The following is a 23,860-nucleotide window of genomic DNA, read 5'->3' on the forward strand; positions in this document are numbered from 1 at the left end:
GTCTCATGGGCGGGTTCGCGGGTAGCGCGGTCACGGGCACGTTTACGGGCAGCGCGTTCACGGGCGGGCTCACGGGCGGGCTCGCGACGGGATCAGACGGGCCGTCAGATGAATGGGTCGAAGTCGTCGCACAGCTCCGCCTCCGGTCTGCTCGGCAGGATGGCGATCTCCTGGTTGGAGGGGTGCCGCGCGCAGACGAACCGGCAGTCCCGGCTCGGGTCGATGACACCGGTGTCGGCCGCCGACCACATCTCGGCGAAGGTCGACTGCTGGATGTCGCCGATCCGGCCCTTGGGGTTGCCCCGGTGGTACGGGCAGATGTAGACGCCGGTGGGGGTGACGGTGGTGCGCAACTCGGCGATGGTGCACCGGTGGTAGTCCTTCTCCTGGACGGAGTCGGTGCTGCTCCGCACGGACTGCCAGTTGGAGGAGTGCAGGACGTGGAAGCCGTCGTCCTCCAACGCGCGCAGCCGGGCTATCTGCTCCTCGACGGCCGCGATGTCCTCGGCCCGCTGGTTGACCGTGTAGTGGTCCTCGTCGAGCATGGCCTTGACCTCGAAGTAGTCGCAGCCGATCTCCTTGGCGAGCACGCCGGCCTGGTACACCTCGGCGTAGTTGGAGTCGGTGACCCGGCCGTCCTCGTCGAAGCGCTGCATGAGCAGGAACGAGTAGCCGAGCCGGCCGGACTTGCGGGCGGCCAGCGTCCGCATGTTGTCGATGACTTGGGGGAACGCGCTGCGCTTGCCCCGGCTGGGGCGGAACGTGGCGTAGGTGTCGGCGGTGCCGGCGTCGATCGAGACCCGCACCCAGGAGAGCATGTCGGCGAGTTGGTCGAGGTAGCGGTGGATCTGGGTGCCGTTGGTCACCAGGCCGAGCTTGATCCCCGCCTCGTGCAGCACCTCGATGATCCGGCCCACGGAGCGGTGCATCAGCGGCTCGCCGCCGCCGATCAGGATCACGGCGAGGACCTTGGAGTCCGCGAGCTCGTGAGCGAGGCGGAGGATGCGGTCCTGGCCGATCTGCCCGTGGTGCAGGACCTGGGAGGAGATGCACTCCGGGCAGGCCAGGTCGCAGACGGTGGTCGGGTCGAGGTCGACGACGAGGGGGGAGGCCAGTCGCCGCCCTTGCGCGACGTCGAGCACGGCGGGGTGGACGGAACGCTGGTAGAGCTTGCCGACGAGGTCGAGGTTGCGCTCGACGAACCGGGTGCCGACGGCGTCACCCAGCTGAGTACGTGGCTCGTCCATGCGGACTTCATCTCCTGTCCGGAGCAAGTATGGGAGCGCTCCCACACGTGGGTCACAGGGGTCTGGGGCGATGTGGAAGCGTTTCCGGTGAAACTAGCCCGGCCCGGGTCGCCGAGTCAACGGACATCGGACGGCGGGCGTCCTGACGCTGCGGCGCTGGTCGAGTACCTGCCAACTCCCATGAGCCGCAGCGCCGTTGTCGGTGATCCGGAAGTCACGACATGCCACGGCACGGCGCGGCAATACGCAGCACGGCACAGCAGGGCACGACACAGCACAGCGCGGCCGGACGGCGCCCGGGCCCCCGGGTCGTCCGGCCGCGCCGCTTCGCCTCGGCCCCCTCGCGGCCGTGAGCCGTCAGTCCAGCCCGCCGCGGCGGATCACCTCGGAGTACCAGCGGGCGCTGGCCTTCGGCGTGCGCACCAGGGTGTCGTAGTCGACGTGGACGATGCCGAAGCGCTTGTCGTAGCCGTACGCCCACTCGAAGTTGTCGAGCAGGGACCACAGGAAGTAGCCCCGGACGTCCGCGCCACCGGCGATCGCGTCGGCGACCGCGCCCAGGTGGCCGCGGAGGTAGGCGGTCCGTTCGGGGTCGTGGACGGTGCCGTCGGGCGAGACGGTGTCCTCGAAGGCGGCGCCGTTCTCGCTGACCATCAGCGGCAGGCCGAACTCGCGGTGCATCGCGAGCAGCGCGTCGGACAGCCCGGTCGGGTCGATCGGCCAGCCCATGGCGGTGACGTCGTCGTTGGCGAGGTGGAAGGCGACGTCGTCGACGCCCGGCCAGGGCGAGGACGGGCCGCCGCCGTGGCCGTCCTGGCGGGGGAGGCGTCCGGCGTCCGCCGGGGAGGAGACGACGGTCGGGTTGTAGTAGTTGAGGCCGAGCAGGTCGATCGGTCGGGAGATCTCGGCGAGGTCGCCGTCGTGGACGAGGCCTGCCCAGTCGACCAGGTGTGCGGTGTCCGTGAGGAGGTCCTCGTCGTACCGGCCCCTGAACATCGGGCTGGTGAAGATCCGGTTGCCGACGGCGTCGATCCGGCGGGCCGCCTCCTGGTCCTCCGGGCGCTCGCTGAGCGGCCGTACGACGTGCAGGTTGAGCGAGACGGCCACCTGGGCGGCGGACGGCAGTGCGGCGCGCAGGGCGCCGACGGCCAGGCCGTGGCCGAGGTTGAGGTGGTGGGCGGCGCGCAGGGCGTCGGCCGGGTCGGTGCGGCCGGGGGCGTGGACGCCGGCGCCGTAGCCGAGGAAGGCGCTGCACCAGGGCTCGTTGAGGGTGGTCCAGGTGGACACCCGGTCGCCGAGCGCCTCGGCGGCGAGCGTCGCGTAGTCGGCGAAGCGGTACGCGGTCTGCCGGGCCGGCCAGCCCCCTGCGTCCTCCAACTCCTGTGGCAGGTCCCAGTGGTAGAGCGTGGCGACCGGGGTGATGCCGTGGGCGAGCAGTTCGTCGGTGAGGGCGCGGTAGAAGTCCAGGCCGCGCTGGGCGGCCGGACCGCGTCCGCTGGGCTGGACGCGGGGCCAGGCGATGGAGAAGCGGTAGGAGGTCAGGCCGAGGTCGGCCATCAGCCGGACGTCCTCGCGGAAGCGGTGGTAGTGGTCGAGCGCGGTGTCGCCGGTGTCGCCGTTGGCGACCTTGCCGGGAGTGTGGCTGAAGGTGTCCCAGATCGAGGGGGCGCGGCCGTCCTCCGCGACGGCGCCCTCGATCTGGTAGGCCGCGGTGGCCGTCCCCCAGGCGAAGGCCGGCGGGAACGCGCGTCGGGCGGAACGGATGTCCGGTGAGGCCACGGTCATGACAGGAGTACTCCAATGGGGTGTGGTGGACATCGGGTGGTGGACATCGGGTACCGGTCTGCGCGCCGGTCACCCCTTCAGGGCGCCCTGGGTGATGCCGCCGACGATCTGGCGGCCGAAGACGGTGAAGACCAGGAGCAGCGGCACGGTGCCGATGAGCGCGCCGGCCGTGATGACGGACCAGTCGGTGGACCATCCGGTGCCGAGGCCGGCGAGGGCGACCTGGACCGTGGGGTTGATGGCGCCGTTCATCGCGATGACGGGCCACAGGAAGTCGTTCCAGGACTGGACGAAGGTGAGCATCCCCAGCACGGCCATGGCGGGCCGGGCGATCGGCAGGACGACGTGCCAGACGACGCGCAGCGAGTTCGCGCCGTCGATCCGGGCCGCCTCCAGCAGTTCGGTGGGCAGGGCCTGGGTGAGGTACTGGCGCATGAAGAACACGCCGAAGGCGGTCACCAGGGTGGGCAGGATGAGGGCGCCGAGCCGGTTGCCGAGCCCGAGGTGCCGCATCAGGATGAACAGCGGCACGATGCTGACCTGGGCGGGCACGGCCATGGTGGCGACGACGAGGGCGAGCAGCGCGCCGCGGCCGCGGAAGCGCAGCTTGGCGAAGGCGAAGCCGGCCAGCACGGAGAACGCCACCGTGCTGAGCGCGACGGTGCCGGCGACCAGCGTGGAGTTGAGCAGCGCGACACCCATGCCGCGGGCCCCGGCGTTGTGCCACACGTAGCCGATGTTGTGGAACAGGTTCGAGCCGGGCACGAGCGGCGGGGGCGTGGAGACCACCCGGTGGCTGTCGGTCGACGCCGCGACGAGTGTCCAGTACAGCGGGAACAGCGAGGCGAGGGCGGCCAGGACCAGCGTCGCCAGGGCGAGCGGCCCGGCCCGGTGCTGGTCGCCCGCGCCCGGGGAGCGCAGCCGGTTCCGGCGCCCGGTGCCCCGCGGGGTGGAGGGGGTGGAGGGGGTGGAGGGGGCCGCCGGGTCGGGGGCCGGGGAGCCGGGCGCGGGGGAGTCGGCGGGGATGGTGGTCATGTCGTCGTCCTTCGCGGTCACTTGGCGGAGCGCAGGCGGCGGGCGATCAGCGTGTTGGCCAGGCCGACCAGCAGGAGCAGGCCGAACATCAGCCAGGCGATGGCGGAGGCGCGTCCGAGCATGCTGTAGTGGAAGCCCTGGTCGTACATGAAGATGCCGAGGGTCTCGTACTGGTGGTTCGTGCCGCCCTGGTGGCCGCTCTGGCCGCCGAACAGGTAGGGCTCGCCGAAGAGTTGGGTCGCTCCGATGAACGAGACGACGACCGTGAACAGGATGGTGGGGCGCAGTTCGGGGATCGTGACGTGGCGGAACTGCTGCCAGCGGTTGGCTCCGTCGATCGCGGCGGCCTCGTACAAGTCGCGCGGGATGGCCTGCATCGCGGCGAGGTAGATCAGCGCGTTGTAGCCCGTCCACCGCCAGATGACGATCATCGAGATGGCGAGCTGGGAGGTCCACGAGCCGGATTCCCACCGGACCGGTCCGATGCCCACGAGGCCGAGCAGCCAGTTGGCCATGCCGCCCTCGGGGCTGAAGATCAGCGCGAAGACGAGTGTGGCGGCCGCCACCGACGTCGCGTACGGCGCGAGCAGCGCCGTGCGGAAGAAGCCGCGGGCCGGGAGCCGGTAGTTGAGCAGGTGGGCGAGGCCGAGCGCGATCAGCAGCTGCGGGACGGTGGACAGCACGCCGAGGGTGACCGTGTTGCGCAGGGCGTGCCAGAAGAGCTCGCTCGGCGGCCCGAACAGCAGGTCGCCGTAGTTCCGCAGACCGACCCAGTCGGCCTGGTCCACGTTGTACAGGCTGACCTGGTGCAGGGAGAGCCAGCCGGTGTAGACGAGCGGGAAGAGCCCGAAGACCGCGAACACCACGAAGAACGGCGCGACGAACACGTAGGGCGAGCCGACGTGGTCCCAGCGCCGCAGCCGGCCGCGCAGGCCCGTCGGTGTTCCGCGGCGCTCCGGCGGGTCGGTGGCGGGCGGGTCTGCCGGGTCTCGTCGGCGGGTGCGGGTCGAGGTGGCCACAGGGTTCCTCCGTGCCGGGTCGACGGCCGGGCGGGGTCGTCGCGTCGTTCGGGAAAGGGTTCGGTCGGGAAGGGGGTTCGGTCGGTCTTGGCTGCTCGCGGGCGGACGGCGTACGGACGCCGTACGGACCACGGGCGGGGGGCGGGGCTGCCGTGCGCCCCCGGGCGGTCCGTACGGCCGCTCCCGCGGTTACTGGATGGTGCTCGCGATCTGCTTCAGGGTGGAGGCCCAGGCGTCGTCGGAGCTCATGTGGTTCTGCTCCATGAGCAGCACGCCGTTGCTGAACACCCCGTGGAAGTCACCGTGGTGCGGGCCCGTCTCGGCCGGCTGGATGGCCTTGGCCGCGGTGGAGAAGATCTGCCCGGTGGGGGCGTTCGGGCCGATGTAGGGGTTGGCGAAGTCGGTGACGCCGGGCAGCGAGTACGCCTTCTGGTTGGCGGGGATGTTGCCGACCTTCTGGAAGACCCTGGCCTGCTGCTCGGGCGCGGTCAGCCAGACGGCCAGCGCCTGGGCCTGGGCGACGTGCTTGCCGGAGGCCGGCACCGCCAGGAACGAGCCGCCCCAGTTCCCCGCGGCGGGAGCCTGGGCGATGTTCCACTTGCCGGCGTTGTCGGGCCCGGAGAACTTCTCGATGTTGGCCTGCTGCCAGGACGGGCAGACGGTGGTGGCGAACGTGGAGTTGGAGAAGGCCGTCTGCCAGGGGGTGTCGAACTCCTTGAGCCCCTGGGTGATGCCGGCCTGGACCGCGTCGGCGGCCAGCTTCCAGCCGTTCTTCACACCGGCGGAGTCCTGGTAGTCGGCCTTGCCGTTCTTGTAGTACTGCTCGGTGTCGGAGGAGACCACGCCGTTGTACAGGCCGGTGGCGGTGTCCATGAAGGAGGTGCCCTTGGGGGCCTTGGCCTGGTACTGGCGGCCGACCTCGACGTACTTCGCCCAGTCGCCCGCCCACAGGGCGCTGACCGAGGCCGGGTCGCCGGGCAGGCCCGCCGCCTGGAAGAGGTCCTGGCGGTAGCAGATCGCCATCGGGCCGACGTCCGTGCCGAGCCCGACGGTCTTGCCCTGGGCGGTGGTCGCCTGCTTCCACTTCCACGGCAGGTAGGCGTCCTTCTCGACACCCTGGGCGTGCGACAGGTCGGTGAAGGCGCCGCTGAGCTGGTCGGAGGTGGCCAGCGCGATCCGGGTCACTTCGAGGGCCTGGATGTCGTCGAGCCCGCCGCCCGACAGCCGGGTCTGCAGCGCGGTCCAGTAGTCGCCCTCCTGGGTGGTGGTGTTCTCCTTGATCGTGATGTTCGGGTGGGCCTTCATGTACTCGTCGAAGAGCCCGGACTCCTTGTAGCCGAAGGTGCCGAAGTCGCCCACGGTGAGCGTGGTCTTCGCGTTCGGGTCGTCCGAGCCGGCCCCTCCCGAGGAGCATCCGGTGGCCAGGGCCGCGGTGGCGACGGTGGCCGACAGGAGGGCGGCGGCTCTGCGGGAACGGCTGCGCAGGAACATGGGTCTCTCCAGGAAGCGGTAGCGGGATGCGCGAGGGTGGTCGCGCGCTCGGGGCACCGTGGGCGGAGCCGCGAGCGGTCGCGAGGGGGTGGGGGAGGGTGGGTGGCGACGGGTGGGGCCTGGGGGGATCGGTCTGACGGCCCCGGGAGCGCTGACTGTCGAGTGGAAGCGCTTCCAGTTGGGAAACCCTGCTCCCTGGAGCGGGAGACTGTCAAGGGGCAGCCAGCCCAGGGGGCTTCGAGCCGGTGGGAGGCTCGCGGGAAGGACGAATCGCCCACACCCGCAGGAGCGGTCGTGAAATGGTCGGCTCGCCTGCGGGGCGCGGCGCGCGCACGCCGGGCAGCTCGGCAAGGGACGGCGGGGTGAAATAGCGCCGGAAACGCTTCCAGGCGGAGGTGGCGCTTCCAGGTCAGGGCGTGCTCCCGGTCTGGACGGGGGCGGGGTGGGCGGTGGCCCGGACCGATTCGGACGGGCACCAGCTCGTGCTGCTGGTGCTGCTGAAGTCCTACCAGCGGATGGGGTGCTGCCCGCGGTGGGAGGAGGCCCCGAAGGCGGTGGTCGACTTCGTGCGGCGGGCGGTGGCGCTGTCGGAGGGCGTGTGGTGGCCGGCTACGGCGCGGAGAAGACCGCGAAGAACCACCGGGCGCTGGTGCGGCAGCGGGTGGGGGTGCTGTACGACGCCGGGCGGGCCCGTGAGGTGGCCGACGAGGCGATCCGGGCGGAGGGGATCCGACCGGGTCGCACTTCAAGGACCTGATGCGGGTTGCGCTGTCGGTGCGCGAGGGCAAGGTGTCCTCCGTCTTGCTGCTGCGGCGACTGCGCTCGGGGTCGCACAAGAACGCCCGCTATGCGGCGTTTTTTCGCGAGGTCGGCCGGGTGATCCGCACCGTCCAGCCGCTGAGGTACCTGACGGACCCGCAGATGCGTCGGCGGGTGACGGCCGAGATCAGAAAGGTCGAGGCGTTCAACGGCTTCTCGGAGTGGGTGCGCTTCGGTAACCGCGGCGTCATCGCCGACGACGACCCCGTCGAGCAGGGGAAGGCGGTCAAGTTCGACGCCCTGTTCACCAACTGCCTGGTCTTCCACAACACCCTGGACATCGCCCAGGCGGTACGTGAGCTGCAGGCCGAGGGCTGGAACGCCGACCGCAGGACCTGGCGGAGGTCTCGCCCCACCTGACCGAGAAGATCATGCGGTTCGGCGAGCACTCCACCCACGAGCTCGACCTGGCCCCGGAGGCGTACGAGCCGCACTTGGACGTCGACTTCACCCAGCTCGACCCGCAGGACTTCGTCGCAGCCTCCTGATCGCCACCTGCTGCTACGGAAAGGGGCGGCGCCGGCCGAGCCGGTGCCGCCCTACGAGACCGGGGCTCAGCCGCCGTAGCGCCGCTGCCTGGCGGCGAAGCTGCGGACCGCGCGCAGGAAGTCGACCTCGCGGAACGCGGGCCAGTAGGCCTCGCAGAAGTACAGCTCCGAGTAGGCGCTTTGCCAGAGCAGGAAGTTCGACAGCCGTTGTTCGCCGCTGGTACGGATGACCAGGTCGGGGTCGGGTCGGCCGGCGGTGTACAGGTGCGGGGCGATGTCGTCGACGGTCAGGGCGTCCGCGGCCTCGGTCAGTGACGCGCCCTCTTCGGCTCGCGCGTACATCAGGTCGCGCACGGCGTCGACGACCTCCTGGCGGCCGCCGTAGCCGACGGCCAGGGTGACGTGAGCCCCGGTGGTGCAGGTGCGGGTGGCCTCGACGGCCTCCTTGAGGGCGCGGGCGGTGCTGTCGGGCAGGGCGTCGGTCATTCCTGCGAGGTGGACCTGCCAGCGGGCGTCCGGGCGGGTGAGGCGATCGACGACCACCTGCTCGATCAGCCGCATCAGGTAGGCGACTTCGGCGTCGCCGCGGCGCTGGAGGTTCTCGGTCGAGCAGACGAAGACGGTGATGTGCTTGATCCCCAGGGCCTCGCACCACGAGAGCACCTCCTCGACGTGCTCGGCGCCCACCTTGTGGCCGAGGCTCGGGTTGGCCATGCCCATCTGCCGGGCCCAGCGGCGGTTGCCGTCCATGATCAGCCCGACATGCCGGGGCAGTGGGGCCGCCATGACCTCGCGGCGCAGGCGGCGGGTGTAGAGGGAGCGGAGCAGGTCGGGCATGGGCACCGTCCAAGTGGGATGGGAGCGGCCCGCCGGTTCGGGCGAGCCCTGGGCAGGCGGGTGTCGCGTGGCCTACCTGGCCGACAGCAGGTCGCGCAGGTCGCGCAGGGTGCCCGCGCACACCGCCGTCAGCAGCAGCAGGCCCACGCCGATGCCGACGCCGAGCGGGTGGAATCCGGCACCGGTGAGCGAGAGTCCGAAGATGGTCGCGCCGCCGGTGGCGCTGGCGCCAGCGAGGGTCCACACACCGGCCCGGAGGCGGTCGGTGCCGGGTGGCACGACGGCATCCGCGCCGACGCCGGTGAAGATGCGGGGGATCTGGATCGCGCCGAGGCCGAGGGAGATCCACCAGGCGGCGAGTACGGCGGTCCGCAGGGTGGGCGGTGAGGCGTCCGCGTCGACGCCGCCGTGCACCAGGACGACCACAGTGGTGCCGAGGAGCGTCGGTACGGCGAGGCGACGGAGTGCCCAGCCCAGCAATGTGATCGCGGCGCGCAGCGTGGGCCGGGGCCGGGGTGCGACGAGGGCGATGCCGAGCAGCAGCAGGGTGGTGCAGCCGTGCGTGACCTGCTCCCGGACGGCGTCGGCGGGCAGGGGGCCGGCCTGTTCGGCGGCCAGGTGGCTCAGGAACCAGGCGGCGAGGGCGACCGTGATGCCCATGGTGGCCACCCGTCGCTGGCGCTGTGCCGGGGAGTCGGCGGGCCAGTGGGCCGGGTGCAGCCACATGTCCGCGATGCCCGCGATCAGGTTGGGCCAGGACTTCCAGCCCGCGCCCCGAGCCTCGTCCTCCACCATCGAACCCCAGCGCTCGCGGAAGGCGTCCGGGTAGAGCTTGACCAGCCTGCGGGTGACGACGCTCATGCCGGGTTCACCCCCAGGCGCCGCAGTCCCGCGTTCGCGACCCGAGCCATGGCGCGCAGTTCGCGTTCCAGGACCTCGCGGCCGAGGGACGTCAGCTGCACTGGGCGCTGGCGGCCCTGCCCGTCGAGCGGCTCGATCAGCCGCTTCGACTCCAGCCTGGCCAGCGCCCCGTACAGACTGCCGGGGCCCAGCCGCTCCCCGGTCAGCTCCTCGATCGCCGTGTTGATGGCGTATCCGTGCAGCGGTCCGTCGGCCAGCGCGCAGAGCACCAGCGTCTGGGCATCGTTGGCTTGCATGTCGCTCCTTCCGATCTGACGGAGCACCATACTACGTGCCATGAACTACGTGCCACGTAGTACGCGATGTGTACTATCGCCGCCATGCGAAATGACGTGACGACCAATCGGATGGAAGTCGGACACCCCGCTCGGCCCGCCGCGGCCGCGGCGCTGTCGACGTCCGCCGCCGGCGCTGCCGCCTTCACCCTGTTCGCCTACCTGACGACTCAGGTTCGCTCGGTGCGGGCGGGCAGTCCCTGGCAGGGCGATCCGTACGACGCGGTGGTGACCTTCACCATGTTCTTCGTCCCCCTGCTCGGCGCGCTCGGCGGGGCAAGGGCGCTACTGTGTCGCGGCGACCGACCGCTGCCGCGCTACCGGATCGAGCAGGTACTTCGGGCCGCGCTGGTGTGCACGCTGCTCGTCGCCGCCACGCTCGCCACCGACTGGGCGGCGGTGGCCGCGCGGGCGGACCGCGCGTCCTGGGACGGCGGCACCCCCTGGCTGATCGCGTCCCTCCTACCGCTCACCGGGGTGACGGCCGGGAGCCTGCTGCTGCACCGCCGGGCGATCCGACGGCTACCGAAGCCTGTGTGCGGGGCCGAGGACACGGGCGGGGACTGGCTGGACGACCTCGCACCTTTCGCGACTCTCCTCGCCGGCCCCCGCTCCCGCACACGGCGCGCACTCGCTGCGCTGATCGGCCGCGGCAAGGTGCTCGACTTCGTGCGCCTCCGGTTCACCCTGCTCGCCGCGACAGCCGCCGTCGCCGCTGGCCTGCTGGTCGCCACGGGACTGGCTTCCGGCGAGGGCTGGCCCGGGGTACTGCTCTTCACCGTGGAGACCGCAGTCTTCGCGGGCGGCACCTTCGCCTTTGTGATGATCTGCAACAGCGTCCTGCGGTTCGCCGCGCCTCCTCCCGCGTCGGAAACGAGACGGGCCGCCCGGATCGCGACCACCGCAGGCGCGTCGACACTGCCGGTCTCACTTGCGCTGCGGGACACCGCCTGGCAGCTACTCGGGCTCGGTGACCAGGTCGACTCCATCGGACAGTGGGCGGCCGTCACCCTCGCGTTCGCGCTACTGACGGGCGCGCTCACCTTCGGTGTGACTGCGACCGCGACCAGGGATTGACTGCGGGAAGCATCCGGTCGGTTGCCGGAGCAGGGAGACGCTGCCATTGAGGCTGGCACATCGGACCGACGACCGGAATCTACGGCCCCAACGGGTTCGGCGGGATGTTCTTCGCGGTGCTGGCCGTCGCCGCCCAGCTCGACCGCAACTATTCGCCTGTGATCCCCGGCCCGCACCGACTCGAGGGTGGGGCCCTCCAATCACGCTTCCAAGATCACGTCATGGTCCCTTTTGCACGCACCTTGGCCGGACCCCAGGTCAGCCCGCGGTCGAGGGCGCGGATTCGCGGATCGTCAGCCGGGTGGGGAGTACGAGGGGGCTCGGGTCCTGGCCGTCGATGACGGCCGCGAGCATCCGGGCCATCTCCAGCCCGAGCGCCCGCACCGGCTGGCGCACGGTCGTCAGCGGCGGGTCGGCGTACAGGGCACTGGCGAGGTCGTCGAAGCCGACGACCGCGACGTCCTCGGGGACGCGTCTGCCGTGTCGGCGCAGGGTGCGCAGCGCGCCCAGCGCCATGCCGTCGTTGGCCGTGAACACCGCGTCGATGTCCGGGCGGTCCGCGAGCAGCCGCTCCATGGCGGCCTCGCCGCCGGCCTGGGTGAAGTCGCCCGGCACCACGCCCGCGGCGGACCGGCCGGCCAGCACCAGTGCCTCGCGGAAGCCCTGTTCGCGGGCGACGGCGGCCTGCAGGTCGACCTGTCCGGTGATCATCGCGATGTTCCGGCGGCCGCCGCGAACCAGGTGCTCGACGGCCAGCCGCGCGCCGCCCCGGTTGTCCGGGTCCACGTACCACCGGGGCGTGCCCGCCAGTGGCAGGCCGCCGAAGACCACGGGCAGGTCCGTCTCCTCGGCCAGCCGGCCCAGGGGATCGTCGCCGCGCACCGCCATCAGCATCACGCCGTCGGCCCGGTGGGAGCTCAGGATGCGCCGCAGGCGCTCCTTGCCGCGGGGCGTGTTGGCCAGCAGCAGGACCAATTCCAGGTCCGTCTGGTCGAGGAAGGAACTGACGCCCACCGTCACCTCGGCGAAGAACGGGTCGGCGAAGAGGCCGGGCTCGTCGCTGGACACCGCCAGCACGACCGCACCCGCGCGCCGGGTCGCCAGGGCCCGGGCGGTCGGGTTCGGCACGTAGCCGAGCTCGCGGACCGCCCGCTCCACCGCGGCGCGCTTGGCCGCGCTCACGTGCGGCACGTTGTTGATGACGCGGGACGCCGCCGTGCGCGAGACACCGGCCCGGGCTGCGACCTCGTCCAGCGTCGGCTGGCGTCGGGGAGACGTCTCCATCGCGATTGCTGATCCTCCTGTTGCCGGCGGGCGTTCTCCCGACCATGGTTCCACAGACCTTCCGTGCCCCCAGGGCGGCCGACCGACCCGCTTGCCTCCGCTGATCGGAAGCGCTTCCACACTCTAGGCCAGCCGCCCCCGGTTTCGCCGGGGCAGCGGCGACTTCCATCGGTTTCCGAGACGGCAGACCGCACAGCGTGCTTGCGCACGCGTCTTGACACCGGGTTCGGATCGGCCCAATCATCTGGTCAGTTGGAAGCGCTTCCATCTTCCGCCCCCACCCCACCCAGTGGAGGAAGTACCATGCGCCGCTCACTCCGCAGGCTCTCCCTGCTCCTGACCCCCGCGCTGACCGCCCTCCTGGTCGCGATCCACCCCGGGACGGCGTACGCCGCCGACCCCACCACCATGACCAGCGGCTTCTACGTCGACCCCGACTCCTCCGCACGGCAGTGGGTCAACGCCAACCCCGGCGACGGCCGGACCGCCGCCATCCGGTCGTCGATCGCCGACGTGCCCACGGCCCGCTGGTTCGGCAACTGGAGCGGCACCATCGGCACGGCGACCGGCGCCTTCGTCGGCGCGGCCGCCGCCAACCGCAAGCTGCCCGTCCTGGTGGCGTACAACATCCCCAACCGCGACATCTGCGCCGGCCAGTCCGGCGGCGGCGCGGGCTCCGACGCCGACTACGCCACCTGGATCGCCGCCTTCGCGAGCGGCATCGGCAACCGGCCGGCCGTGGTCGTCCTCGAGCCCGACGCGCTGGGGGACGAGTCCTGCATGACGCAGACCCAGATCACCGCGCGCAACGCCCTGCTGAACAACGCCATCGCACAGTTCAACGCCAAGGCCCCGAACACCTGGGTCTACCTGGACGCCGGCAACCCCGCCTGGCTGAGCGCCACCACCATGGCCCAGCACCTGGCCGCGGCCGGGGTGAGGGGAGCCCACGGGTTCTCGCTCAACGTGTCCAACTACTACACCACCGCGCAGAACACGGCGTACGGCAACTCCGTCAACGCGGCCCTGGGAGCGACGTACGGGTACACCAAGCCGTACGTCGTCGACACCAGCCGCAACGGCAACGGATCCGACGGCAACTGGTGCAACGCGGCGGGGCGCAGGACCGGCACGCCCACGCAGGTCGGCGGCGGCGCCGAGATGCTGCTGTGGATCAAGGCGCCCGGCGAGTCCGACGGCAACTGCGGCACCGGCGCCGGATCGAGCGCCGGACAGTTCCTGCCGAAGGTGGCGTACAACCTGATCTACGGCTACTGACCGGAGAGCGGCACTGACACCCCCCCACCCTCACCCTCCTCTCGCCCCAATTCCGAGAAGCCGACAAGAGGACGACCCTGTGAGACCACGCATCCCCCGCTCGCTGATCCCCGTCGGCATCGCCGCCCTGCTGATCGGGCTGGCCGTCCCGGCCCAGGCGCAGGCGCAGGCCCAGGCCCCGGGCCAGGTGCAGGGCCAGGTGCAGGGCCAGGGCCGCCAGGCGACCGGCCACACGCTGCCGGCCGGCACCCGCTTCTACGTCGAACCGGACCGCGACGCCGACCGGCAGTCCGTCACCGACCTGCTGCACGGCGACTTCGCCGGCGCCACCACCATGGCCAAACTGGCCAGTTGGCCCGGAGCGCACTGGTTCTCCGACGGCACACCGGCCCAGGTCGAGGACCAGACGCGCACCCTGGTCCGCCGCGCGGCCCGCACCGGCACCGTCCCGGTCCTGGTCGCCTACAACATCCCGGGGCGGGACTGCTCCCAGTACTCCAGCGGAGGCGCGCAGTCCGACGCGGACTACCAGGCCTGGATCGCCGCGCTGGCCCGCGGCGTCGGCCGCGACCGGGCGGTGGTCGTCCTCGAACCCGACGGCCTGGCCAACCTGCCCCGCGACTGCTCTTCCACCACCGACCCCACCGGCGCCCTCACCGCGGGTCGCATCGCCGACCTCCGCTACGCGGTCGACGCCCTGGAGAAGCAGCCCGATACGACCGTCTACCTGGACGCGGGCAACAGCCACTGGCAGAGCGTGGGCACCATGACACAGCGGCTGATGGAGGCAGGGGTCGACCGTGCCCAGGGCTTCTCGCTGAACGTCTCCAACTTCTTCGCCACCGACCTCTCCGACCACTACGGCACGTGGGTGTCGAACTGCCTCTGGTCCGCCACCAAGGGCCCGGAGGCCGCCCGCGGGCACGCCGACGCGTGCGCCGGACAGTACTTCTCCCCGGCCGCCCCCAACGACGGCCGGCCGGGCAACGCCGTCGACGTGGACGACCCCGGCACCTGGCACTGGACCGACCTGTGGTTCCAGCAGAACGTCGGCACCCCGCCCGCGGGCGAACGCACCCACTTCGTCGTCGACACCAGCCGCAACGGACAGGGCTCCTGGACGCCGCCGGCCGGCAAGTACACCGGCGACCCGCAGATCTGGTGCAACCCGCCCGGACGCGGCATCGGCGACCGCCCCACGGCCGGCACCGGCACCCCGCTCGCGGACGCCTACCTGTGGATCAAGACCGTCGGCCAGTCCGACGGGCAGTGCAACCGCAACATCCCCGGCGGAACGATCGACCCGGAGTACGGCATCGTCGACCCGGCGGCCGGCGCCTGGTGGCCCGAACAGGCCGCCGCCCTGGTGCGGAACGCCGATCCGGCACTGCCCTTCAACAGCAGGTACTGAGTCCGGGCGGGAGCCTGCCGGTGGCCGGGGGAAGCCGGCCGGTGACCGGGGGGAAGCCAGCCGATGACCGGGGGAAGCCGGCCGGTGACCGGGGGAGCCGACCGGGCGGTTTCCTCTGCCGGCATGAAAGTTACGCCGTGCACCGCGCCGTCCACCGCAGCTCAACCGGCCGACCCGGGAGGGCCAGCCGGCAGCGGCGTTGACCCGCGGCGGCGCCCCGGCCGACCCTCGGGACACCGTCGGCGATCCGCTCCCACGCCCGCCCGCCTTGCTCCGACGGCCCCCACCCCCACCCGCGTTGCTCCGACGGTACCCACCCCCGAGAGGAACACGCCCATGCCCTTACGGCCCCCACCGGGCACCTCGCGCCTGCCCGCCGCACTGGCCGGTCTGGCCCTGCTGGCCGCCGGCCTGCTCTGGAACACCGCGCCGAACGCCGACGCGGCCGCCCCCGCATCCTCCGCCGCCGCCCCGGCGCCCCTCACGGCGACGGTGAGCGTCAACGCCGCGCAGTCCCTCGCCACCGTCCCCGCCGCCGCGATCGGCACCAACGGCTCGGTCTACGACAGCAAGTTGACCGACGCCGCGGTGCCCGGCCTGCTCAGGCAGGCCGGCGTCGGCCTGGTCCGCTTCCCGGGCGGCAGTTCGTCCGACAGCTACGACTGGAAGACCAACACCGACCTCACCAACGGCCCCCAGGCCGTCGACTTCGACCAGTACGCCACCCTGCTCCAGCAGTCCGGCGCCCAGGGCATGGTGACGGTCAACTACGGCAGCGGCGACACGATCGGCGCCACGAAGTCCCCGGCCGAGACGGGCGCCCAGCTCGCGGCCGACTGGGTGCGGTACGCCAACATCACGCACGACTACCACATCAAGTACTGGGAGATCGGCAACGAGATCTACGGCAACGGGACTTACACCGCCGACTGGGAGACCGACAAGCACTGCGCCGCCGGCGCCGACCCGGCCGACTGCGGCCCCGCGGTGTACGCGCAGAACGCCAAGGCGTACATCGCGGCGATGAAGGCCGTCGACCCGACCATCCAGGTCGGCGTGGTGCTCACCGCACCGGGCAACTGGCCGGACGGCGCCACCTCGGCGGGCAGCCCGCAGCCGTGGAACCAGACCGTGATGACGGCGTTGGCCGGGCAGATCGGCTTCGCGGACGTGCACTGGTACCCGCAGAACCCGAGCAGCGTCAGCCCGCCCGGTCCGACCGACGCGGGCCTGCTCGCCGCCTCCGCGCAGATCCCCACCATGGTCGGCACGCTGCGCTCGCAGCTCGGCCGGTACACGGGCGACAGCTCGGTGCCGATCATGGTGACCGAGACCAACTCGGTCTCCTCCAACCCGGGCAAGCAGACCGTCGGCCTGGTCAACGCGCTCTTCCTGCCGCAGGACTACCTCGGCTGGCTCGCCAACGGGGTTGCCAGTGTGGACTGGTGGCAGATCCACAACGGCATCGTGACCACCGGTGACAACGGCTCCGCGCTCTACGGCTCGGCCGCCTACGGCGACTACGGCATGCTCGCCGACGGCAGCTGCGGCACCGTCGACGGCGCGCAGCTGTGCGAACCGGCGCCCGACACGCCGTTCCCGGCCTACAACGCCATGACGCTGCTCGGCAGGTTCGTCCACCCGGGCGACACCCTGGTCCCGGCCGGCTCCAGCCAGTCCCTGCTCAAGTCCTACGCGGGACGGTCCGCGGACGGCTCGCTGCGGGTGCTGCTGGTGAACGACGACCCGGCCGTCAGCTACCAGGTGGGCCTCGACTACGCCGGGTTCACCCCGGCTCCGGGCCCGCCGGCGGTGACCACCATGGCAGGCCCCGCCGCCGCACTGACCACCGCGAGCACGGGCACGGCCGGCGCCCAGACGGTCGCGCCGTACAGCGCCGTCCTGCTCACCCTGCGGCCGGGCACCGCGCTGCCCCCGCCGACCACGCCCGGCACACCCGCGGCCTCGGGCGTCACCAGCGCCTCCGTGCAGCTGGGTTGGGCCCCGTCCACCAGCTCCACCGGCCTGGCGGGCTACGACGTGGTCCAGATCGCGGGCAGCACCGAGACCGTGGTGGCCTCGCCGGCCGCTGCGAACGCGACCGTGACCGGCCTGCAGCCGAACACCGCCTACACCTTCGCCGTCTACGCCAAGGGCACGGCGGGCGACCGCTCGGCCCGCTCCGGCACCGTCACCGTGACCACGGCGGCGGCCGGTGGCGGCACCTGCAAGGTCGGTTACGCGGTGACCGACTGGGGCGGCGGTTTCACCGCCACCCTGGTGCTCACCAACACCGGCAGCACACCGGTGAACGGCTGGACCCTCTCCTTCGCCTGGCCCGGCAACCAGCAGCTGAGCCACGGCTGGAACGCCGCCTGGACCCAGTCCGGCAGCACGGTGACCGCCACCAGCCTCGCCTACAACCCCACACTGGCACCGGGCGCCGGCACCACCGTCGGGCTCAACGCCTCCTACACGGGCAGCAACCGGCCGCCGAGCAGCTTCACCCTGAACGGCACACCCTGCGGCTGACGGCGCGACGGGGACCGTCCGGGCAGCGCGCACGCCGCTGCCCGGACAGCCACGCCCGGCTCGCGCCGCGCCATGCCCCGCCGCGGGGCTGTGACTTCGCGGTCCGCGCGACCGGTCGCTGTGCACGGGCTACGCGCGCCACGTCGCGAGCAGGGGCGCGGTGCCGGCGCACGGGCCGCACGCCCCGGCCGCCGCGCGGACGGACGGCACGCCGGTGCGGCTGGTCGAAGTGCCGCACGGCATCGACGGCTTCGAGAGCGACGAGCCGACCGAGGAGGTCCGTGCCGCCGTCGAGCGGGCGGTGCGGGCAGGGCTCGAGCACCTGTGGGCCTGCGGCGATCGCGGCTTCGTCCCGGTGCTCTGCCCTGCCGATCGGCAGGGCAGAGCACCCGGGAGAGCCGGACTTTTATGCCGATCAGCACATGTGTGGGAGGGGGTGCGGCGGCCACTCTTGGGGCATCGAGACGGCGGCCGCCGGGGCCGCCGGGAGGAGGGAATCCCACCATGTTCCGCATTCGTACCAGTGCCCTTAGCCCTGCCCGTGGCCGTGCCCGTAGCCGTGCCGCCCGGGGTGCCGCCGCTGCCGGGCTGGCCCTCGCGGCTCTCACGGGGATCGCCCCGGCCTCGGCCACCGACACCTCCTCCGTACAGCAGGACGGGCGGGCTGGGCGTCCGGCGAGCGTCAGCGGTGCCGCCCGGATCTCGTACGCCTTCACCCCGAACGACGAGATCTGGTTCACCGTCGACGCCCAGGCGGTCCCGTACACCCACCGTTTCCCGGGCACCGGCGTGTCCGAGGGACTGCCCACCGACGCCCGGGGGACGGTCCGCTACTCCCATCATGTGAGCAGCACGGGGGAAACCCGCAGCGCCGAGGCGGAGGTGGACTGCCTGAGCACCGGAGGCCCGGTCGCCACGCTGACAGCCGTCGTCACCAGGTCGGATGTGGGCAACGTGGGCGAGCGAATAGGCCTGAGCGTCTACCAGGGCACCGGGCACGGCGACGGCCGGCTCGGGTTCTCCTGGGGCGTGGCCAACCTGGACGTGGGCGCGGACGGCAAGCCGTACCAGCCGGTGGTCGGCACCTGCATGGCGCCGGCCCCGTTCGCCCCGGTCCTGCGGGGCGGCTTCACCGTCCACCACACCGAGTTGGAGGTGCCGAAGACGGCCGGCCGGTAGCCGGGGCGGCCTGCCCACGGCCCCTCCCCACATGTCACGGAAGGAGCACCTGTGCAACCAGGCCGACCCTGGGGCGGATCGCACCTGCGGACCAGCCGAGCTGGACACGTTACCGACCGAGGCTCGACCGTCGTCGAACTGCACGCTGCGTGGATTCCCAGTCAAGGACCGCCGTCTGTACCTCGCGGACGGCATCGTGGTGACCGCGGTGTGGTCGAGAGATCTGCCGGGCGATCCTTCCTCGGTGCGGGTGCACCAGGAGGCCGTCGGGCACGGGTTCGCGAGCTTCGCGGTACTGCGGCCGCAGGCAGAAAGCCGCCGCTACCCGCCTCCCGTACGGGCGGTGACCAGGCCGGACTCGTAGGCCGCGATGACCGCCTGGGCGCGGTCCCGGACGTCGAGCTTGCCGAAGATGCTGGTGATGTAGTTCTTCACCGTCGACAGGCTGATGTCCAGGGCCCGGGCGATCTCGGTGTTGTCGAGGCCGGTGGCCATCAGCCGCCACACCTCGACCTCCCGGGGCGTCAACCCGCCCGTGTCGGTGACCGGCGGCCGGGCGCCGAGCGGGGCCCGGACGTAGGTGGAGATCAGCCGGGTGAGCAGGCGCGGGGCGACCACCGCCTCGCCGGCGTGGACGGTGCGGATCGCCGCGCCCAGTTCCTCGGGCGAGACGTCCTTGGGCAGGAACCCGTGGGCGCCGGCGCGCAGCGCGGCCACCACGTACTCGTCCATGTCGAAGGTGCTGAGGGCGAGGACCCGGCAGGAGGGCAGGGTGCGGGCCAGCTCCAGGGTCGCGCCGACCCCGTCGAGCACGGGCATCCGGATGTCCATCACCACGACGTCGGGGCGCAGCAGGCCGGCGGCGGTGACGGCCTGCTCCCCGTTCTCGGCCTCGCCCACCACCTCGAAGGACGGGTCGGGGGAGAGGATCAGGGACAGTCCGCGCCGCACCAGCGGCTGGTCGTCCGCGATGAGGATCCGGATGGCCGGTGCCACCGCGCTCACCGGGCCACCGCCGTCCCCGCCGCCCGCCGGGCCGCCGTCGTGCGCGCTCACCGGGCCGTCGCCGTTCCGTGCTGCACGGCCGCGTCGGCCGTCTCCTCCGGGGCCAGCGGCAGGTCGGCCAGCACGGCGAAGCCGCCCTCCGGCCGAGGTCCGGTCCGCAGGGTGCCGCCGTGCAGGGCGACGCGCTCCCGCATGCCGATCAGGCCGTACCCGCTCAGGCCGTACCCGCTCCGGCCGTGGCCGCTCCGGCCGCCGGCCGGGGCTGCCTCCTGCGGCGCGGCGCCGCCCGTGCCCGCCGTACCCCCGTCGTCGCGCACCTCGACGGTGACCCGGTCCGGACCGTACGTCAGGGTGACGGTCGCGCGGGCCGCGGCCCCGGCGTGCTTGCGGGCGTTGGTGAGGCCCTCCTGGACGATCCGGAACACGGTCAGGCCGATGGTGGGCGGCAGCGGGCGGAGGGGCCCGTGGACGCTGAAGTCGGTCGGCAGGCCGGTCACCCGGGACTCGTCCACCAGGCGGCCGAGGTCCTCGGCCCCGGGCTGGGGCGAGGGCGGGGCGGTGTCCGGTTCGTCGCCGGCCCGCAGGACGTCCAGGAGCTGGCGCATCTCCCGCAGGGCCAGTCGCCCGGAGGACTCCAGGGTGACCAGGGCGTCCCGGACCACCTCCGGGTGGGCGAGGTTGGCCCGGGCGCCACCGGCCATCAGCTGCATGGTGGTGATGTGGTGCGCCACGATGTCGTGCAACTCCCGTGCGATGCGGCGGCGTTCGTCAGCCACCGCGCGGTCGGCCAGCAGTGCGCGGTTGGCCGCGACCTCCCGCTGCCAGCGCGTGACGGCGAGGGCGGCGCCGGCCACGAGCAGGGAGGAGCAGGACGTGGCGGCGAGCGCCTGCCAGGAGGGGACGCGCAGGTGGCTCTGGCTCAGCATGGTCAGCACCGTCGTCGCCGCCGCGGCGGCCGCCGTCACCAGGGCGGGGCGGGCTCGGGCGACCGAGTACAGGCCGACCATCAGGACGGCGCCGAAGTGGGTGCTCGCCGGTGTGGACAGGTCGATCGCGGCCTCGACGGCCAGGACCGCGGCGAGCGCCGGCACCGGGTGGCGGCGCCGGACGAGCAGCGGCAGGGCCGACAGTGCGACGAGGAGCAGGACCGGCGGGGTCACCCGGCGTACCCCGTCCATCTCGCTGAAGAGCAGGTAGTTGAGCAGGTCGAGCGTGCAGGCGCTGGCGGCCACCAGCGCGTCGGTGTGGCTCCACAGCGCGCCGTCGGTCTCCGGCGGCGCGCTCGCCACCCCGCCGGGTTCCGGGCTCCCGCTCGCCGGGTGCGCCGGGTGCGCCGGGTCCGCCGGGTCCGCACCGAGTGCCGCATCCGTCGCGGGGCGCTGATGACCGCCCATGTCCGTTCCCCCTCCGTGCCCGGCCCGCGCCGCGCCTCACCGATGAGCCCCGATGAGCCCTGATGAGCCCGATCAGACCCCGTTCGGACCCTGTTCAGGGCCTGAACAGGCTGTGAACAGGCCCGATGACCCCATTCTTTCATCGGCCCACCCAGCCCCGGCATGGTCCCCGCGGCCGATCACGCCGGTGCGGACCAGGACCACGGTCCCGGGTCCGGGCCCGGTCGAGGAGTTGGGGCCCCGGTGCGGATCGTCCGTCGCAAGGACGTCCTCGGCCCACCCCGGGTGATGGTCTGGAACCCGGCCGGGAACCCCTCGAGCCGAGACCGACCTTGCGGACGCTCGCGTCCACCGCCGGAGGAAATCGTGATCCGCGCACTGACCGGATACTCCACCAGGAACCCGTGGAAGGTGATCACCTTCTGGGTGGTGCTGGGAATGTCCCTGGCCCTGCTGAGCCCGATGCTGCTCGCCCGCGTCACCCAGTCCCAGACCGGGGACTTCCTGCCCAGGAGCTACGACTCGGCCGCCGCACTGCGGATCGCCGAGGAGAACTTCGGGATGAGGCCCGACGCCATCACGGTCACGGTGCTGGTCGCCAGGGCCGACGGCAAGGCGCTCACCGCCGCCGACCAGCAGCGGGTCGAGGCCGAGGCGGCGAAGCTCGCCCAGCGCCGGGTCGTCATGCCCCGGAAGGACGACGAGCCGGCCTTCCTCGTCCCCGACCGCTCCCAGACCCCCCGGGTCGCCCCGGCCATGGTGGCGCCGGACCGCGGCTTCGAACTGCTCTCCGTCGAACTGAACGGCAACGCCGCGGACGAGGGCGTCCAGGGCGTCTACCGGGCGTTCCGGGACGCCACCCGGGCCCAGTTCGCCGAAGCCGGGATGCGCACCGGGTTCACCGGGGGACTGGCCGGCGCCGTGGACACCGCCGACTCCCACCGCACCGCCGCGACGGTAGGCGGCGCGCTCGTCATGGGGCTGATCGTCCTGCTCAACGTGCTGGTGTTCCGCAGCGTGGCGGCGGCCCTGCTGCCGCTGCTCGCCGTCGCCCTGATCGGCGCGGTGGCCGGCGGAGCCGTGGCCGGCGCCGCGACACTGACCGGCCTCAAGCTCGACGCCGGCACCCCCGGGCTGGTCTCCGTGGTCCTGCTCGGCATCGGCGTCGACTACCTGCTCTTCCTGCTCTTCCGCTTCCGCGAACACCTGCGGGCCCGGCCCGAGCAGCCCGCCCGCGAAGCCGCCGCCGAGGTGACCGCCCGGGTGGGCACCGCGATCACCTCGGCCGCGCTGACCATCGTCGCCGCCTTCGCCACCCTCGGCGTGGCCAGCTTCGGCCAGTTCCGCTCGCTCGGCCCGGCCATCGCCGTCGCCGTCCTGGTCATGCTGCTGGGCAGCCTCACCCTGATGCCCGCCCTGCTCGCCGCCTGCGGCCGCGGCATGTTCTGGCCCTCCCGCAGCCTGCGCCGCCGGCCGGTCGAGGGCTTCGCCGCCCGCTTCGGCACGCTCGTCGCCCGGCGGCCGCTGCCGATGCTGCTCGCCGCCGTCGCCCTGCTCGGCACCCTGGCCGCCGGGATGGCCGGGATCCGGATGGACTACGGCCTGGGCGGCGCCGGCGACCGGACCCCGGCCGCCACCACCGCCGCCGAGATCTCCCGCACCCTGCCGGCCGGCGTCTCCGACCCGACGAGCGTCTACGTCGTCACCACCGACGGCACCACCCTCGACCCCGGCCGGCTCGACGGCCTCTCCCACGCCCTCAGCCAGATCGACGGCGTCGGCAGGACGGGCGGCACCGTCCTCAACGGCGACCGGCGCGCCGCCCGGATCGACCTCTACCTGACCGCCGACCCGCAGAGCCAGCGCGCCCGCGACCTGGCCTCCGGCCCGGTCCGCGCCGTGGTCGCCGCCCACACCCCCGCCGGGACCAGCGCCCACGTGGGCGGCACGGCGGCGATCTTCGCCGACATCTCCACCGCCGTCGACCACGACCTGGCGATCGTCTTCCCGGTCGCGGCCGCCCTGATCGCCCTGATCCTGCTGCTGCTCCTGCGCAGCCTGCTCGCCCCGCTGGTCCTGATGCTCTCGGTCGGGCTCGGCTTCGCCGCCACCCTCGGCGCCGCGACCCTGCTGTTCCAGCACGGGCTGGGCGAACCGGGCGTCAGCTTCACCCTCCCGCTGGTGCTGTTCCTGTTCGTCGTGGCGCTGGGCACCGACTACAACATCCTCATCACCGACCGGATCCGCGAGGAGATGCAGCGCCCCGGCCCGCCCCGCGCCGCCGTCGCCCGCGCCGTGCGGCACACCGCGCCCGCCATCGCCACGGCAGGGCTGGTCCTGGCCGGCTCCTTCGCGACCCTCGCCGCCACCCCGGGCAGCGAACAGGTCGCCTTCGCGCTGACGCTCGGCATCCTGCTCTCCGCCGTCGTCCTGTCCCTGGTCCTGGTGCCCGCCGTCGCCGCCCTGCTCGGCCGCGCCCTCTGGTGGCCGCTCCGCCCGGACCGCCACCATCACCGGGCCGAGCCGGCCCCGGAGCCGTACCGCGTCCCGGTGCCCTGACCGGCGAGCCGTCAGGGGGGCGGGCCCGGCCCGCCCCCTTCGCACGCCTGCCCGTCGGCCTGTCCGGTCGGCCCGCCCCCAGCCGGCGGCCGTCGCGCATCAGCCCCCGCCCGGCCAGCTCGACCGCCTCGCGCCACGCCTGGACGCGGCGCGCGGTGATGCGGAACCGGCGGAGGCGGTGGCGGTGGCGGTGGCGGGTTCGCGTGGTTCGAAGCCGGTGCGTG

General features: G+C 72.8%; 19 protein-coding genes. 8 read left to right on the forward strand and 11 right to left on the reverse strand.

All coding sequences use genetic code 11. The annotated features are described in order from the left end of the window. Positions 1 to 104 precede the first annotated feature (104 nt). The 5 genes from AC0B61_RS08655 to AC0B61_RS08675 all read right to left on the reverse strand — a co-directional run bounded on the left by AC0B61_RS08655 (position 105) and on the right by AC0B61_RS08675 (position 6,577). Positions 105 to 1,247 (reverse strand): radical SAM protein, encoded by a 1,143-nt coding sequence (locus AC0B61_RS08655; RefSeq protein WP_471739884.1) that lies wholly within the window; start codon positions 1,245 to 1,247, stop codon positions 105 to 107. Between the two features lie 357 nt (positions 1,248 to 1,604). Further along, positions 1,605 to 3,032 carry a GH1 family beta-glucosidase gene (locus AC0B61_RS08660; protein WP_471739885.1) on the reverse strand — a complete coding sequence of 476 codons (1,428 nt, stop codon included), beginning with the start codon at positions 3,030 to 3,032 and terminating at the stop codon, positions 1,605 to 1,607. Between the two features lie 69 nt (positions 3,033 to 3,101). Beyond that, positions 3,102 to 4,067 (reverse strand): carbohydrate ABC transporter permease, encoded by a 966-nt coding sequence (locus AC0B61_RS08665; protein ID WP_471739886.1) that lies wholly within the window; start codon positions 4,065 to 4,067, stop codon positions 3,102 to 3,104. A 17-nt stretch (positions 4,068 to 4,084) separates the two neighbouring features. Further along, a complete protein-coding gene (locus tag AC0B61_RS08670; protein ID WP_471739887.1) occupies positions 4,085 to 5,086 on the reverse strand; it encodes a carbohydrate ABC transporter permease in 1,002 nt (333 codons plus the stop codon). Between the two features lie 189 nt (positions 5,087 to 5,275). Further along, positions 5,276 to 6,577, reverse strand: a complete 1,302-nt coding sequence (locus AC0B61_RS08675) for an ABC transporter substrate-binding protein (protein ID WP_471739888.1) — start codon at positions 6,575 to 6,577, stop codon at positions 5,276 to 5,278. A 598-nt stretch (positions 6,578 to 7,175) separates the two neighbouring features. Here AC0B61_RS08675 and AC0B61_RS08680 point away from each other — a divergent pair. Both AC0B61_RS08680 and AC0B61_RS08685 read left to right on the forward strand, forming a co-directional pair. Next, complete coding sequence (locus AC0B61_RS08680) at positions 7,176 to 7,334, forward strand: hypothetical protein (RefSeq protein ID WP_471739889.1); 159 nt, start codon at positions 7,176 to 7,178, stop codon at positions 7,332 to 7,334. After that, entirely contained in the window at positions 7,334 to 7,756 is a 423-nt protein-coding gene (locus AC0B61_RS08685) for a Tn3 family transposase (RefSeq protein WP_471739890.1), read from the forward strand. Before AC0B61_RS08680 ends, AC0B61_RS08685 begins: the two co-directional genes overlap by 1 nt. A 194-nt stretch (positions 7,757 to 7,950) precedes the next feature. Here the strand turns inward: AC0B61_RS08685 and uppS are convergent, their stop codons facing one another. From uppS to AC0B61_RS08700, 3 genes are all read right to left on the reverse strand, one after another. Next, complete coding sequence (gene uppS, locus AC0B61_RS08690) at positions 7,951 to 8,727, reverse strand: polyprenyl diphosphate synthase (protein ID WP_471739891.1); 777 nt, start codon at positions 8,725 to 8,727, stop codon at positions 7,951 to 7,953. Between the two features lie 66 nt (positions 8,728 to 8,793). Then, the gene (locus AC0B61_RS08695) at positions 8,794 to 9,582 is read right to left on the reverse strand and encodes a hypothetical protein (protein ID WP_471739892.1); all 789 of its coding nucleotides are present in this window, start codon (positions 9,580 to 9,582) and stop codon (positions 8,794 to 8,796) included. After that, on the reverse strand, positions 9,579 to 9,878 hold the full coding sequence (locus AC0B61_RS08700; RefSeq protein WP_097241037.1) for a PadR family transcriptional regulator: 300 nt from the start codon (positions 9,876 to 9,878) through the stop codon (positions 9,579 to 9,581). Before AC0B61_RS08700 ends, AC0B61_RS08695 begins: the two co-directional genes overlap by 4 nt. Before the next feature lie 84 nt (positions 9,879 to 9,962). On the opposite strand from AC0B61_RS08700, the gene AC0B61_RS08705 reads away from it, so the two are divergent. Beyond that, a complete protein-coding gene (locus AC0B61_RS08705) occupies positions 9,963 to 10,994 on the forward strand; it encodes a hypothetical protein (protein ID WP_471739893.1) in 1,032 nt (343 codons plus the stop codon). A 258-nt stretch (positions 10,995 to 11,252) separates the two neighbouring features. Here AC0B61_RS08705 and AC0B61_RS08710 read toward each other — a convergent pair whose 3' ends face one another. Further along, positions 11,253 to 12,278, reverse strand: coding sequence for a LacI family DNA-binding transcriptional regulator (locus AC0B61_RS08710; protein WP_471739894.1), 1,026 nt, complete (start codon positions 12,276 to 12,278; stop codon positions 11,253 to 11,255). A 303-nt stretch (positions 12,279 to 12,581) separates the two neighbouring features. On the opposite strand from AC0B61_RS08710, the gene AC0B61_RS08715 reads away from it, so the two are divergent. The 4 genes from AC0B61_RS08715 (at position 12,582) to AC0B61_RS08730 (ending at position 18,678) form a co-directional block, all read left to right on the forward strand. Then, entirely contained in the window at positions 12,582 to 13,556 is a 975-nt protein-coding gene (locus AC0B61_RS08715) for a glycoside hydrolase family 6 protein (RefSeq protein ID WP_471739895.1), read from the forward strand. Positions 13,557 to 13,635: 79 nt separating this feature from the next. Next, complete coding sequence (locus tag AC0B61_RS08720) at positions 13,636 to 14,967, forward strand: glycoside hydrolase family 6 protein (RefSeq protein WP_471739896.1); 1,332 nt, start codon at positions 13,636 to 13,638, stop codon at positions 14,965 to 14,967. 336 nt (positions 14,968 to 15,303) lie between these two features. Next, complete coding sequence (locus AC0B61_RS08725; protein WP_471739897.1) at positions 15,304 to 17,499, forward strand: cellulose binding domain-containing protein; 2,196 nt, start codon at positions 15,304 to 15,306, stop codon at positions 17,497 to 17,499. A gap of 504 nt (positions 17,500 to 18,003) precedes the next feature. Next, entirely contained in the window at positions 18,004 to 18,678 is a 675-nt protein-coding gene (locus AC0B61_RS08730) for a hypothetical protein (RefSeq protein ID WP_471739898.1), read from the forward strand. 321 nt (positions 18,679 to 18,999) lie between these two features. Here the strand turns inward: AC0B61_RS08730 and AC0B61_RS08735 are convergent, their stop codons facing one another. After that, on the reverse strand, positions 19,000 to 19,683 hold the full coding sequence (locus AC0B61_RS08735) for a response regulator (RefSeq protein ID WP_471740104.1): 684 nt from the start codon (positions 19,681 to 19,683) through the stop codon (positions 19,000 to 19,002). A 47-nt stretch (positions 19,684 to 19,730) separates the two neighbouring features. Then, a complete protein-coding gene (locus tag AC0B61_RS08740; RefSeq protein ID WP_471739899.1) occupies positions 19,731 to 21,077 on the reverse strand; it encodes a sensor histidine kinase in 1,347 nt (448 codons plus the stop codon). Positions 21,078 to 21,443: 366 nt separating this feature from the next. Between AC0B61_RS08740 and AC0B61_RS08745 the strand changes: the two genes are divergently transcribed. Next, on the forward strand, positions 21,444 to 23,636 hold the full coding sequence (locus AC0B61_RS08745; RefSeq protein WP_471739900.1) for an MMPL family transporter: 2,193 nt from the start codon (positions 21,444 to 21,446) through the stop codon (positions 23,634 to 23,636). The last annotated feature ends 224 nt before the right edge of the window (positions 23,637 to 23,860 follow it).

It is taken from the genome of Kitasatospora sp. NPDC023385, assembly GCF_055664045.1.